13 protein-coding genes are annotated in these 11,998 nt (G+C 68.1%); 5 read left to right on the top strand and 8 right to left on the bottom strand.

The features are described from left to right. Positions 1-122: 122 nt before the first annotated feature. Complete coding sequence (gene ypfJ / locus ACU18_RS16700) at positions 123-1,007, bottom strand: KPN_02809 family neutral zinc metallopeptidase (RefSeq protein ID WP_050687406.1); 885 nt, start codon at positions 1,005-1,007, stop codon at positions 123-125. Positions 1,008-1,067: 60 nt separating this feature from the next. Here ypfJ and ACU18_RS16695 point away from each other — a divergent pair, with 60 nt between their 5' ends. Together ACU18_RS16695 and ACU18_RS16690 are read left to right on the top strand one after the other, a co-directional pair. Then, positions 1,068-2,480 (top strand): class I adenylate-forming enzyme family protein, encoded by a 1,413-nt coding sequence (locus ACU18_RS16695; protein ID WP_050687404.1) that lies wholly within the window; start codon positions 1,068-1,070, stop codon positions 2,478-2,480. Further along, positions 2,470-3,657 carry a thiolase family protein gene (locus ACU18_RS16690; protein ID WP_050687402.1) on the top strand — a complete coding sequence of 396 codons (1,188 nt, stop codon included), beginning with the start codon at positions 2,470-2,472 and terminating at the stop codon, positions 3,655-3,657. Before ACU18_RS16695 ends, ACU18_RS16690 begins: the two co-directional genes overlap by 11 nt. Before the next feature lie 11 nt (positions 3,658-3,668). Here ACU18_RS16690 and ACU18_RS16685 read toward each other — a convergent pair whose 3' ends face one another. Genes ACU18_RS16685 through ACU18_RS16675 form a run of 3 tightly spaced genes read right to left on the bottom strand, consistent with a single transcriptional unit; the run spans position 3,669 to position 5,671 of the window. Further along, the gene (locus ACU18_RS16685; RefSeq protein WP_050687400.1) at positions 3,669-4,292 is read right to left on the bottom strand and encodes an energy-coupling factor transporter transmembrane component T family protein; all 624 of its coding nucleotides are present in this window, start codon (positions 4,290-4,292) and stop codon (positions 3,669-3,671) included. After that, positions 4,289-5,020, bottom strand: a complete 732-nt coding sequence (locus ACU18_RS16680; RefSeq protein ID WP_050687398.1) for an energy-coupling factor ABC transporter ATP-binding protein — start codon at positions 5,018-5,020, stop codon at positions 4,289-4,291. Before ACU18_RS16680 ends, ACU18_RS16685 begins: the two co-directional genes overlap by 4 nt. Positions 5,021-5,029: 9 nt before the next feature. Beyond that, positions 5,030-5,671: a biotin transporter BioY gene (locus ACU18_RS16675; RefSeq protein ID WP_050687396.1), complete on the bottom strand. Its 642-nt coding sequence runs from the start codon at positions 5,669-5,671 to the stop codon at positions 5,030-5,032. Between the two features lie 290 nt (positions 5,672-5,961). On the opposite strand from ACU18_RS16675, the gene ACU18_RS16670 reads away from it, so the two are divergent. Beyond that, positions 5,962-7,560, top strand: a complete 1,599-nt coding sequence (locus ACU18_RS16670) for an ABC-F family ATP-binding cassette domain-containing protein (RefSeq protein ID WP_050687394.1) — start codon at positions 5,962-5,964, stop codon at positions 7,558-7,560. A gap of 58 nt (positions 7,561-7,618) precedes the next feature. Here ACU18_RS16670 and ACU18_RS16665 read toward each other — a convergent pair whose 3' ends face one another. The 3 genes from ACU18_RS16665 to ACU18_RS16655 are packed head-to-tail and all read right to left on the bottom strand — an operon-like array spanning position 7,619 to position 9,213. Further along, positions 7,619-8,515 carry an SURF1 family cytochrome oxidase biogenesis protein gene (locus tag ACU18_RS16665; RefSeq protein WP_050687392.1) on the bottom strand — a complete coding sequence of 299 codons (897 nt, stop codon included), beginning with the start codon at positions 8,513-8,515 and terminating at the stop codon, positions 7,619-7,621. Further along, positions 8,516-8,785, bottom strand: coding sequence for a hypothetical protein (locus ACU18_RS16660; protein ID WP_050687390.1), 270 nt, complete (start codon positions 8,783-8,785; stop codon positions 8,516-8,518). After that, positions 8,782-9,213 (bottom strand): DUF3099 domain-containing protein, encoded by a 432-nt coding sequence (locus ACU18_RS16655; protein ID WP_050687388.1) that lies wholly within the window; start codon positions 9,211-9,213, stop codon positions 8,782-8,784. The genes ACU18_RS16660 and ACU18_RS16655 overlap by 4 nt, the downstream gene beginning before the upstream one ends. A gap of 150 nt (positions 9,214-9,363) precedes the next feature. Between ACU18_RS16655 and fabG the strand changes: the two genes are divergently transcribed. Further along, the gene (fabG, locus tag ACU18_RS16650; protein ID WP_050687386.1) at positions 9,364-10,089 is read left to right on the top strand and encodes a 3-oxoacyl-ACP reductase FabG; all 726 of its coding nucleotides are present in this window, start codon (positions 9,364-9,366) and stop codon (positions 10,087-10,089) included. 119 nt (positions 10,090-10,208) lie between these two features. Continuing rightward, positions 10,209-10,967 (top strand): SDR family oxidoreductase, encoded by a 759-nt coding sequence (locus tag ACU18_RS16645; RefSeq protein WP_050687383.1) that lies wholly within the window; start codon positions 10,209-10,211, stop codon positions 10,965-10,967. 84 nt (positions 10,968-11,051) lie between these two features. On the opposite strand, the gene serB is transcribed toward ACU18_RS16645, so the two are convergent. Continuing rightward, on the bottom strand, positions 11,052-11,945 hold the full coding sequence (serB, locus tag ACU18_RS16640; RefSeq protein ID WP_050687381.1) for a phosphoserine phosphatase SerB: 894 nt from the start codon (positions 11,943-11,945) through the stop codon (positions 11,052-11,054). Positions 11,946-11,998 lie beyond the last annotated feature (53 nt).

Raw genomic sequence — 11,998 nt, 5'->3', positions numbered from 1 at the left:
TGGAAAACTCCAGCCGAGCGTTTACGTGATTTACTACTAACCACCTAACCAGCAGGTGTTGCAACGACCCCTTGAAACCGCCCCTTTTTCGCAAAAGGTAACCGGCCGTCGTCGTACGTGCCTTAAAGGTTGGCGGCGGCGAAGGTGTCGCACTGTTTGATGTCGCCGGTTTCGTAGCCTTTGCTGAACCAGGCCTGGCGCTGCTCGCTGGAACCGTGGGTCCAGGCTTCCGGGTTGACCTGGCCGGTGGCGGACTCCTGGATGCGGTCATCGCCCACGGCGGACGCGGCCGACAAGGCATCGTTCAGGTCCTGCTGGGTCAACGGTTCCAGGTACGGCTGGCCGGTAGCCGGGTCCGCAACGGTGGTGGCGTGGCGGGCCCAGAGCCCCGCGTAGCAGTCGGCCTGCAGTTCCGTACGGACGGCGCCGGACTCCGGCCCCTGCGGATCCTGTTGCGCGCGGTCCAGGTCGCCCAGGATGTTCTGGACGTGATGGCCAAACTCATGGGCCACCACGTATTCCTGGGCCAGTGGACCGCCGGAGGACCCAAACCGGTCCACCAGTTCCTGGAAGAAACCCGGGTCAAAGTAAGCGGTGGTGTCCGTGGGGCAGTAGAACGGACCCACGGCGCTGGTGGCCGAACCGCAGCCGGTGTCGGTGCCGCCCTCGAAAATGACGGTCTCGGGCTGCGGGTACTGCACGTTGAACTGCTGCAGGTAGGCCGGCCAGAAAGCGTTGAGGCTGTTGACCGTGCCCGTGATGCGGCAGTCCTCGCGCGCATCGGCGTCCGAACCTGTGGAGCAGGCCGGCGCCGTGCCCTGCTGCTGGGTTTGCGGTGCCTGGGTGCCTGCCAGGCCGCCCAGGAGGTCCGGGTTGATGCCCAGGAGCAGCGCCACCAGGAGGACAAGTCCGCCGCCGATGCCGCCGCCCACTTTTACGCCGCGGCCCATGCCGCGGCGGTCCTGGACCTGCGAAGGGTCCAGCTGCACATTGTCATTGAAACTCATAGGGTCACAATAGCCCGCGGCCACGGCGCCGGACCGGAGCCTGCCGGTAAAGTTGATCCGATGCCTTTTCTTGACCGACTCCAGCGCTGGGCCGACGAACGTCCGCACCATCCCGCCGTCGTGATCGCCGGCCGCCGGCTCACGTGGGCGCAGTTGCGCGACGGCGCCGAGGCCCGGCTGGGTGCCACGGGACCGATCACGGCCCTCTGCCAGGAGAATTCCGTGGATTTCGCCCTGCAGTACGCGGCAGCCGTGGCGGGGGAGCGGCAGTGCGCTGTGCTGGACCCCTCCTGGCCTGCCGGCCTGCAGGCGGACATCGTGGCGGCGGTACGCGCGCACGCCGTCCCCGGCCAGGTTCCGGACGCTGCCGCGGACCTGCTGGCTGACGGGCAGCCGGGCTCCACCTTCCTGATCGGGCTGACGTCCGGAACCACGTCCCTGCCCAAGGCCTTCACCAGGTCCCGGCGTTCCTGGCAGGAATCGTTTGAGGCGTCGATCGAGTTCTTCGGCCTCCGCGCGGATGACGTGACACTGGCCCCGGGCCCCCTGGCTGCCAGCCTCAACCTGTACGCCCTTTCCGAATGCCTGTACGCCGGCTCCGAGTTCCAGACCCTGGCCTCCTTTGATGTGGGGGACATCCACGCGGCCATCACCTATGACCGGGTCACCCGGCTGGTCCTGGTTCCCACCATGCTCCGGATGCTCAGCGAACGCGGCCTGGCCGGCGGGGTGGACGCAGCAGGCATCCGGACCATCATCTGCGCCGGGTCCAAGCTTGATGCGCGCACGCTCCAGGCGGCCCGCCGGTGGGCTCCCAACGCCACGATTTTCGAGTACTACGGCGCCTCGGAGCTGAGCTTCGTCTCGGGTGCCGGTCTGCCTGCCGGCCGGCCTCCGGAGGTTGGCGGCACAGGCATCGGGCGGCCGTTCCCTGGCGTGGAGGTCCGCATCCTTGACGACGCCGGGGCCCAGGTACCCGACGACGGCGCCGGAAACATCTGCGTCCGGAGCGGCCTGGTCAGCAACGGCTATCTCTGGGGGGACGACGGCGAGGCACTGCGTTCTTTCGGCGACTGGTACACGGTGGGGGACCAGGGGTTCCTGCGTGACGGTGAACTGCACATCCTGGGCCGCCGCGCCGACATGATCCTGACCGCCGGGAAAAACGTCTACCCGCATGAGGTGGAGCTGGCCCTCTCCGCCCTCCCCGGCGTGTGCGCAGCCGTGGCCGCCGGAATGCCTGACGACATCCGCGGCCAGCGGGTGGTGGCAGGGGTGGTCCCGGCCCATGGCGGGCTGACGGCCACCTCGCTGCGGGCCGGCCTGGAGGCCATCCTGCCGCGGGACAAACGTCCGCTGCAGTACTTCCTGCTCACCGAGCTGCCCGCCACGGACCGCGGCAAGGTCAGCCGCACCCTGCTGCTGGACTGGATTGCCGGACACGATCCCCGGGTGAAGAACCTTGGCGCCTGACCTGCTGCCCCCGGACCGCCAACCGGTCATCATCGCGGCGCTGCGCACCCCGGTGTGCCGGGTCAACGGTCCGCTGCGCACAGTGCCGGCCCATGAACTCCTGGCGCCTGTGCTTCGCCGGCTGGTCAGCACCACCGGGCTGGACCCAGCCGCCGTTGCGGATGTGGTGATCGGCAACGCCGTGGGCGCCGGTGGCAACGTGGCCCGCCTCGCCCTGCTGGCGGCAGGCCTTCCCGTGGGTGTACCCGGCATGACCGTTGACCGCCAGTGCGGTTCCGGCCTGGACGCCATCGCCCTGGCGGCCCGGCTGGTGGCAGCCGGCGGAAACCCCGTGTACCTGGCCGGGGGAGTGGAGAGCACCAGCACCGCACCGCTCCGGGCCCGCCCGGATGCCGACGGGACGCCCCGGTTCTATTCGCGGGCCCAGTTTGTACCGGCGGGTTTCGGTGATCCGGACATGGGCGTCGCGGCGGAAAACGTGGCCCGGGAGTACGCTGTTGGCCGGGAACGCCAGGACGCGCTGGCCCTGGCCAGCCACGGCCGGGCCATCGCCGCCGCAGCAGCCGGAACCTTTTCCGGCGAAATTGTCTCCGTGGCCGTAGGCGCCACGGAGGTTTCAGCCGACGACGGCCCCCGCCGAGGCCTGAACAACGCCGTTATGGCGCGTTTCCCGGCCGCTTTTGTCCCCGGCGGCACTGTCACCGCCGGAAACTCCTGCTTTGACGCGGACGCGGCGTCCGCCGTGGTGGTGACCTCGCTGGCGCGGGCCAGGGAACTGAACGCCGCGGACGGGCTGCTGGTGCTCGGCACCGCCACGGCCGGCGTGGACCCCGCGCTCCTCGGCATTGGCGCCGTTCCGGCGGCACGCAGCATCCTGGCGGCGGCCGGCCTGGCAGCAGCAGAGGTGGACCTGGTGGAGTTCAATGAGGCCTTCGCCGCTCAGACGCTGGCCTGCCTGGACCTGCTGGGCATTGCCCCGGAGCTGGCTAATGCCGACGGCGGCGCCCTGGCCCTGGGGCATGCCTATGGAGCGTCCGGGGCCGTCCTGGTCACCCGGTTGCTGGCACAGGCGCGCGCGCAGGGGGTGGCCGGCACCCTGGCGCTGGCCCTGATCAGCATGGCCGGGGGGATGGGCACGGCCGCGCTCCTCCGCTACGAGCGGATCAGCCGCGACTGAGCCGGGCCGAGTCAGTCTTCCGCGTCGCCCAGCCCGCGGGCGGCCAGCGCCTCGCCGGTCCGGCGCGCGTAAGCCACCGAGCTGATGAAGACGGGCAGGACTAGGGCGCGGGGATTGCGTTCCAGGCCGCGTGCTTTGGCGGAATCGCGGACATCGGCGAAGGTGCCCGCGATATACGGAATGCTGCGGAGCATAATGCCGATGGTCAGGGCGAACCGTTCCGGGTCGGCGCCGAACCGCTGCAGCGGACGGACAGCCGCCACCACCCCGTCCAACAGGCGCTGGACCGGCGTGGACACGGTGAGGATGGACGCGGCCACCACGCAGACCAGGATGTTCACGACAATCCGGGCGGCCGTTGGCGCACCCAGCTGCCAACCCTGGAACAACCCGATCACCAGCAGCACCGGCACCAGGGCCCGGACCGCGCGCCATAACCGCCGGAAACCGGCGCCGGACAGCAGGAACAATGCGGCAAGGGCCGCCAGGGCGACCGCAGACCAGCGCCAGTCCGCCACCACGAAGGAGGCAACGCCGCAGGCGAAGACCAGCAGGAATTTCACGGCCAGCGGCGTGCGGTGGACCAGTGAGGTGCCTGGCGCGTAGGTGACCAGAAGGAAACCGTGGTCCTTCACCGCGGACCTGGCCCTGGAGTTTCGAGGCCGGCCAGGCACAGTTCCCGGTAGAAGGCGACAGCGGTTGCGGCCTGGCCGTCAAACACCACTGCGCCCTGGTCGATGACCAGCACCCTGTCCATCCCGAGGACCAGGTCCAGGTCATGGGTGGACATAATGATCTGCTGGTCCAGCCCGGTCAGGGTCCGGCGCAGCAGTTCCCTGTTCCGCAGGTCAAGCAGCGTTGACGGTTCATCCAGCACCAACACGGCGGGGTCCACTGCCAGCACTGCCGCCAGGGCCAGGAGCTGCCGTTCGCCGCCCGAAAGCTCGTAGATGCTTTGGTCTGCCAGGGGCAGCAACCCGAACCGGTCCAGTGCCGCGTCGGCCAGGCGGCGCCGTTCGGCACCGTTGCGGGCTGTCCGCCGCAGGGACAGTTCCACGTCCTCGCGTCCCGTGGGCATCACCAGTTGGGACAGCGGGTCGGTAAAAACAAAACCCACGGCCCGCCGGACGGACCGGACAGCACGGACGGTGTCCTGCCCGTCCACCGCGACGTGGCCTTCGCTGGGCTGCACCAGCCCGTTGACCAGGCGCAGGAGCGTGGACTTTCCCGAGCCGTTCGCACCGATCACGCCAACGCGCGCCTCGGTGAGCTCCAGGCTGACATCCTGCAGCAGCACCTTGGGCTCCGGCAGGTGATCCACCGCGACGGCTACGGAGACGCCGTCGAACGTTACCTTGGGCATCCGGCGCGGCTACGCGGCAACGGGCCGGGCGGTGCGCTTGGCACGCCGCACCAGGATGTCCGGGAAGGCGCGGTGCAGGGCGACGGCGATACCGGCGGCAAGGATGTTCTTGACAATGTCTCCCGGGTAAAACACGGCGTCACTGAGGAATGCCTGGCCCAGGGTGGCCTTGGTGGTGATGGCAATGCCGGCCACACCCAGCGAGTGGACCACCACGGCGCTGGTCAGCAAGGCGGAGGCGAAGAACCACAGCGTGCGGGCCTTGGTGGTCCTGCGGATCACCAAGGTGGCCAGCCAGCCAACAACAGCCGCGGCGATGGGGAAGGCGATGATGTACCCGGCGGAGGGGCCAGCCAGGACCGCCAGGCCGCTGCGGCCCAGGCTGAAAATGGGCAGGCCGGCAAGGCCCAGGAGGACGTAAAGGCCGACGGCGGCAAACGCCCGGGCCGGGCCCAGCACCAGGCCGGTCAGCATCACTGCCAGGGTTTGGAAAGTGATGGGGACGCCGATTCCCGTAATGGCCAGGGCGGGCGCGAGCGCCGCGGCGGCCACCAGCGCGGCGAAGACGGCGATCAGGCCCAGGTCCGTGGCGTTCCAGCGGGTCCGGCCCGGGGTGTGGGTCTTGGTGGGGGAGGGTGCGGTGTTGCTCATGGGGGTCCTGTCGGGGTTGGACAAGCAGGTCAATTCGTACCGCCGACGCTACCGGGGCTGCGGTGGCCGGATTTTGTAGGGGTCCTACTAAAGCCGGAGCCGGCAACCTGAGAGTGGAAACAAAGGCCGTCAGCGGGTGCGGTGATGGACGGCACCGTCCCCGGCGGTTATGCGCTGAAGCCATGGACGGTAGACTTGGGTGGGCCGTTCTCCGGCCACTCTGCCCCGCCCGCTCCGGATCCGATGAAGCGGGCTGCGGCGTTCCCCTGTTGTGAAAGGCCTTACCTGCTGTGATTACTGTCCAGGATCTTGAACTGCGTGCCGGTGCACGGCTCCTCATGGACCAGGTGAGCTTCCGGATCGACAAGGGCGACAAAATCGGCCTGGTGGGCCGCAACGGTGCCGGCAAAACCACGCTGACCCGGGTCCTGGCCGGCGAGGGCCTGCCTGCTGCCGGCAAAGTCACCCGCACGGGGGAGATCGGCTACCTGCCGCAGGACCCGCGCACCCCGGACATGGAACAGCTGGCACGGGACCGGATCCTGTCCGTCCGCGGCCTGGATATCGCCGTCAGCAAGCTCCGCCTCGCCCACGAGGAAATGGCCAGCGACGACGCCGCGGTCCAGCGCAAGGCCATGAACCGCTACGACCGGCTCGAATCCGAGTTCCTGGCCGCCGGCGGGTACGCCGCCGAAGCCGAGGCCGCAGCGATCTGCTCCAACCTTGCCCTGCCGGACCGGCTCCTGAACCAGCCCCTCAAGACCTTGTCCGGTGGCCAGCGCCGCCGTGTGGAGTTGGCCCGCATCCTCTACTCGGATGCCGAAACCATGCTCCTTGACGAACCCACCAACCACCTGGACGCCGACTCCATCGCCTGGCTGCGTGACTTCCTGAAGAACCACCAGGGCGGCCTGATCGTGATCAGCCACGACACCGAACTGCTTGAAGCCACGGTTAACAAGGTGTTCCTGCTGGATGCCAACCGGGCTCAGATCGACTTCTACAACATGGACTGGAAGCGGTACCTCACCCAGCGCGAAACCGACGAGCGGGCACGCAAGCGCGAGCGTGCCAACGCCGAAAAGAAGGCCCAGGTCCTCTTTGACCAGGCCAACAAGATGCGCGCAAAGGCCACCAAGGCCGTCGCTGCCCAGAACATGGCCAAACGAGCCGAACGGCTGCTCAGCGGCCTGGAAGCAGTCCGCGAGAACGACCGCGTGGCAGCGCTCCGGTTCCCGGACCCGTCACCCTGCGGCCGTACCCCGCTCACCGCGGAGGGCCTCAGCAAGTCTTACGGGTCACTGGAAATCTTCACCGACGTGGACCTGGCGATCGACCGCGGCTCCAAGGTGGTCATCCTGGGCCTCAACGGTGCCGGCAAAACCACCCTGCTGCGGATGCTCGCCGGTGTCGACAAGCCGGACACCGGTGATGTGATCGCCGGCCACGGCCTCAAGGTGGGCTACTACGCCCAGGAACACGAAACCCTGGACGTGGACCGTACGGTCCTTGAAAACATGCGTTCCTCGGCCCCGGACATGAAGGATGCGGAGGTGCGCGGCATCCTCGGTTCGTTCCTGTTCTCCGGAGATGACGTGGACAAGCCCGCCGGTGTGCTGTCCGGCGGCGAGAAGACCCGCCTGGCGCTGGCCACCATCGTGGCCTCCAGCGCCAACGTACTGCTCCTGGACGAGCCCACCAACAACCTGGACCCGGCCAGCCGCGCCGAGATCCTGGGGGCCCTCAAGAACTACAGCGGCGCCGTCGTCCTGGTCAGCCACGATGAGGGGGCCGTCGAGGCCCTCAATCCGGAGCGTGTTGTCCTGCTGCCGGACGGCGTCGAGGACCACTGGAACGAAGACTACCTGGACCTGATCACCCTGGCGTGATCCGCCCGGTGTGAACACTGCCGGTTGAGAAGGTCCGCCACAATTGTGGCGGACCTTTTCAGTATCCTTGCGCGTCCAGGAGTGCGTCTTCCGCTTCCTCCGCGGTGGGGTGCTTCCGCTTCCGCGCCGCCGGGGGCCGGCGCCGGGCTGCAGCTGCGCCGGCGTGTACGGGGCTGCCGGAATCGACCGGCCCGTCAGCTTCCGCCGCGGCATCCTCCTCGGCATCGATGGCCGCGTTGCGGGCCTGCTGGCGGGCGGCGTACCCGAACCCCACAAACATCAGGACGCCGAAGGCGAACCACTGCAGCGAGTAGGAAAGGTGCGTGCCCTCTTCCGTGGCCGGCTTGGGGAACGGGAACGGCATCTCGGCGCTGGCCGGCGTCTCCGTGGCGAGCTGGCCGTACGCGCCCGTCAGCAGCGGGTACTCCAGCTGCCCCTCGTAGGCGTTCAGGTCAATGGACGCCAACTGCCCGGCGGGAGCGCCCCGCTGGAGTTCGGGTTCGGGATGCTTAAGGCGCACGACGGCGCTCACCTCACCGGACGGGGGCGCCGGGATCGAATCGGGGCTGCCGGGGTTTTTGTTGCCGATGGGCAGCCAGCCCCGGTCAACCACCACCGTTTCACCTGTTGACAGCCGGAGCGGGACCACCACTTCGTAGCCGGGCTGGCCGTTGAGCGGCCGGTTCCGGACAATCCGCTGCCCGGCCACGTCGTAGGTCCCGGTGAGCGTCACCTGCGTCCATTCCCGGGCGGGATCGAGGCTGGTGAACTGGTCCCGGACGTCAGCAAAGGGGACGGGTGTGGCGGAGTAGTTGGTCACCACCCGGTTGATTTCCGCGAGCGTCTCGGCGCGACGGTCCATCTGCCAGCGGCCAAGGAACACGCAGGCGGTGGCGAAGACCGCAGCCAGCAGAAGGTAGCCCAGCCATTTGCTGGAAAAAAGGAAACGGTACATTCAGCGCTCATGCTCCATGGGGCCGGTGGTGGGTGCGGCCGGCATCGGGATGGTTTCCTTCCACAGCCCGCGGGTCTGGAGGTAGTCCTCCAGCCAGCCGCGGTGCTCGGCGCAGGCCAGCCAGGTCTTGCGGCGCTCCGGCGGGTGTATTTTCGGGTTGTTCCACAGCAGTTGCCACGACGCCTGCGCACGGCAGGCCTTGCGGGAACAGACCGCGCCGGGGCCGGCGGAAGCTGGTGGCAGCCCCGCTGCCAGGTCGAAGATACTCAAGGTCGGCGGCCCTCTTCCGGGTTGTCGTCGTCGGTGTCTTCCACCAGTTCTCCCTGCAGGACTTCGCTGCCTGCCGGCGGTTCCGCGGGGCCGGCCAACGGGCTGTCCAGTTCGGCCAGCGGCGCCGCGTCGATCAGCGAATCGCTGTGGCCTGCGGCGGTGTCATCACCGTTGGCGATGATCACGGCGAACCAGGGAAGGAAGACCGCGCCCGCGATGGGAATGATCTTGAACCAGCCATCCACCACAAAGATCAGGACCAAACAGACCATGCGGATGCCCATGGCCACCGCGTACTTGATCATGCGTTGCCGGATGGCCTCGGAGTGGGCGCCGCCTGCCTCTGTGATGCTGTGCACTTCCGCATCGCCGGAAAACCGGCCCGGTTCTCCGGGCACGGGTTGTCCCGCATGGTTTTCAAGGGTCATGGTGGCAGATCACGCTCCAAAGGCTTCCCTCAATTCTCTCACCATCGGCAGTGGCACCCAAACGCCGGCCGGGCCGGGCGCTAAGATCGGTTTCAGCCAAATCACCCTTCCTACAGCGGCGGAGCGCCGCAGAATTCCTGGAGATCCTTCATGACTGAAGCAGTTCCCGCCCCCCGCAGCGTCCTGATCACCGGCGGCAACCGGGGGATCGGCCTGGCTATCGCGGAATCCTTCCTGGCCAACGGCGACAAGGTTGCCGTGACCTACCGCAGCGAATCCACGCTGCCCGCAGGGATCCTGGGCGTGAAGGCCGACGTCACCGACGAAGCCTCCGTGGACGCGGCCTTCGCCGAGGTCGAGGCAGCGCACGGCCCCGTTGAGGTCCTGGTGGCCAACGCCGGGATCACCAAGGACACCCTGTTGCTGCGGATGAGCGAAGACGATTTCACGTCCGTCATCGACACCAACCTCACGGGCGCGTTCCGGGTCATCAAACGCGCCTCCAAGGGCATGATCCGGCTCCGCAAGGGCCGCGTGGTGCTGATTTCCTCGGTGTCCGGCCTCTACGGCGCTCCGGGCCAGATCAACTACTCCGCGTCCAAGGCAGGACTGGTGGGCATCGCCCGGTCGCTGACCCGCGAGCTGGGCTCCCGCGGCATCACCGCCAACGTGGTGGCCCCCGGCTTCATCAACACGGACATGACCGCCGAACTGCCCGAGGCGACCCAGAAGGATTACCTGGCCAGCATCCCTGCCCGCCGCTTCGCCGAGGCCTCAGAGGTGGCCAGCGTGGTTCGCTGGATCTCCAGCGATGAGGCCGCCTACATCTCCGGTGCCGTTATCCCCGTTGATGGCGGCCTGGGCATGGGGCACTGACGGGCAACTAGCCGTACTGGCCTTCTTTGGAGGGGTCGGACAAGGGAATCGGTCCTGACCGCTGGCATGATGGATGGCAGGCCGAGAGCAATTTAGACGTTTCAAACAAAAGGAGCCCCATGGGACTGCTGGACAACAAAACCGCGATCGTCACCGGATCTTCCCGCGGCATCGGCGCTGACGTCGCCAAAATACTCGCCGGCGAGGGCGCCGCCGTTGTGGTCAACTACCGCCAGAAGGCGCCGCGCGCCAACAAGGTGGTTGCAGGCATCGAAGCAGCCGGCGGCCGCGCCGTGGCCGTTGGCGCCGACCTCACCACCGAGGAGGGTGTGCACGCGCTGGCCAGCGCCGCAATGGAAAACTTCGGCACCCTGGACATCCTGGTGCTGAACGCTTCCGGCGGCATGGAGGCCGGCATGGGCGAGGATTACGCGCTGCGGCTGAACCGCGACGCGCAGGTGAACATGCTCAACGCGGCAGTGCCGCTGATGAACGAAGGCTCCCGTGTGGTGTTTGTCACCAGCCACCAGGCCCACTTCATCAACACTGTCCCCACCATGCCCGCTTACGAAGGGGTGGCCCGCAGCAAGCGTGCCGGCGAGGACGCACTGCGCGAACTGGTCCCCGGACTGGCTGAGAAGGGCATCACCCTGGTGGTGGTCTCCGGCGACATGATCGAGGGAACAGTCACGGCCACACTGCTGGACCGCTCCACCCCGGGTGCCATCGAGGCACGCCGGGCGGAAGCCGGAAAGCTGTACTCCGTCGAGGAGTTCGCCGAGGTCGTTGCGGGCATGGCCACGGCCGACGTCGAACCCGGCCACACCGAATACGCCGGCGGCGCCGACTACTTCGGCAAGAGCGGGCCTGCAAGCTAGCCTTTCCTGCCCCTCCGCGAGATGGCACTTCGCGGCAATGATCCTCCCGGACATTGCCGCGAAGTGCCATCTCGCGGTTAAGGGTCAGACGCCCGCGACGTGGCGGACGGCGTCCAGGTACGGCATGTTGACGGCGGCGTCGGCCACGGCGCGGACGGCCGGCTTGGCGTTGAACGCCACCCCGATTCCGGCCGCACCCAGCATGTCCAGGTCGTTGGCGCCGTCACCCACCGCCACCGTGTGCTCCAGGGCGATGCCCTCGGCAGCAGCCCACTCCCGCAGGTACTTCTCCTTGGCCGCCCGGTCCACCACGGCGCCCAGGACCTTCCCGGTCAGCGCGCCGTCCACAATTTCCAGCTCGTTGGCCTGCCAGTAGTCCAGGCCCAGGTCGGCCGCGATCGGCGCCAGGATCTGGTTGAAGCCGCCGGAGACCACCGCCACCACATGGCCTGCGGCCTTGAACGCTGCAACGAGTTCCGCGGCCCCCTCACTGAGTTTCACCTCATGCCGGACGGAAGTGACGACGTCGGCCGGCAGCCCGGCGAGGACCGCCACCCGGGCATGCAGGCTTTGGGCGAAGTCGAGCTCGCCGCGCATGGCGGCTTCCGTCACGGCAGCCACCTCCTCGCGCTTGCCGGCGTACGCTGCCAGGAGTTCGATGACTTCCTGCTGGATGAGGGTGGAGTCAACATCCATGATCAGCAGCTTCCGGCCGGCGGCCCGGAGGCCGGCCGGAACCAGTGCGGTGTCAACTCCCGGGATGGCCGCATCCGCCACGGCCCGGCGCAGGCCGGCCAGCCCGGCGGCGGTGGCGTCCGGCAGGGAAAGATCGGCAATGTGGACCTGGTAACGGGCGTCCCCGGACGTGGTTCCGGGCTGCGGGGAAACACCGGCGGCGGTAAGGACGGACCCCAGCCGGTCCAGTGCTTCAGCGGTCATATTCCGGCCATAGCTGACGGCGGTTACGTTCGAAGTCATGCCTGCAATCTTAGCGAGCGGCAGCGGCCCGCTGCGCCGGTGCGCACCGGTTA

The organism is Arthrobacter sp. ZBG10 (genome assembly GCF_001238605.1).
Taxonomy (GTDB): domain Bacteria; phylum Actinomycetota; class Actinomycetes; order Actinomycetales; family Micrococcaceae; genus Arthrobacter.
The sequence above is the reverse complement of the archived record's forward strand: the minus strand, read 5'-3'. Positions and strand labels throughout refer to the sequence as shown.

Coding starts and splice junctions, on each gene's coding strand:
- ypfJ (WP_050687406.1), bottom strand. CDS start 1,007: ATGAGTTTCAATGACAATGTGCAGCTGGACCCTTCGCAGGTCCAGGAC.
- ACU18_RS16695 (WP_050687404.1), top strand. CDS start 1,068: ATGCCTTTTCTTGACCGACTCCAGCGCTGGGCCGACGAACGTCCGCAC.
- ACU18_RS16680 (WP_050687398.1), bottom strand. CDS start 5,020: ATGCCCAAGGTAACGTTCGACGGCGTCTCCGTAGCCGTCGCGGTGGAT.
- ACU18_RS16675 (WP_050687396.1), bottom strand. CDS start 5,671: ATGAGCAACACCGCACCCTCCCCCACCAAGACCCACACCCCGGGCCGG.
- ACU18_RS16665 (WP_050687392.1), bottom strand. CDS start 8,515: ATGTACCGTTTCCTTTTTTCCAGCAAATGGCTGGGCTACCTTCTGCTG.
- ACU18_RS16655 (WP_050687388.1), bottom strand. CDS start 9,213: ATGACCCTTGAAAACCATGCGGGACAACCCGTGCCCGGAGAACCGGGC.
- fabG (WP_050687386.1), top strand. CDS start 9,364: ATGACTGAAGCAGTTCCCGCCCCCCGCAGCGTCCTGATCACCGGCGGC.
- ACU18_RS16645 (WP_050687383.1), top strand. CDS start 10,209: ATGGGACTGCTGGACAACAAAACCGCGATCGTCACCGGATCTTCCCGC.
- serB (WP_050687381.1), bottom strand. CDS start 11,945: ATGACTTCGAACGTAACCGCCGTCAGCTATGGCCGGAATATGACCGCT.